General features: G+C 54.5%; 1 rRNA gene. It reads left to right on the forward strand.

The window, feature by feature from the left end:
• Positions 1-255, forward strand: a 23S ribosomal RNA gene (locus tag KJS47_RS23910); the annotation flags it as partial.

A 255-nucleotide genomic window follows, 5' to 3' on the forward strand; every position in this document is an offset into this window, starting at 1 on the left:
ATCCGGTGAAATTTTAATACCTGTGAAGATGCAGGTTACCCGCGACAAGACGGAAAGACCCCATGGAGCTTTACTGCAGCTTGATATTGAACTTGGGTACGGTCTGTACAGGATAGGTGGGAGCCTTTGAAGCATGAGCGCCAGCTTGTGTGGAGGCGCCGTTGGGATACCACCCTGATCGTATCTAGGTTCTAACCCGTGACCGTGAAACCGGTCAGGGGACCGTGTCAGGCGGGCAGTTTGACTGGGGCGGTC

Origin of the sequence: Paenibacillus sp. J31TS4 (assembly GCF_018403265.1) — a bacterium.
Lineage (GTDB): Bacteria > Bacillota > Bacilli > Paenibacillales > NBRC-103111 > J31TS4.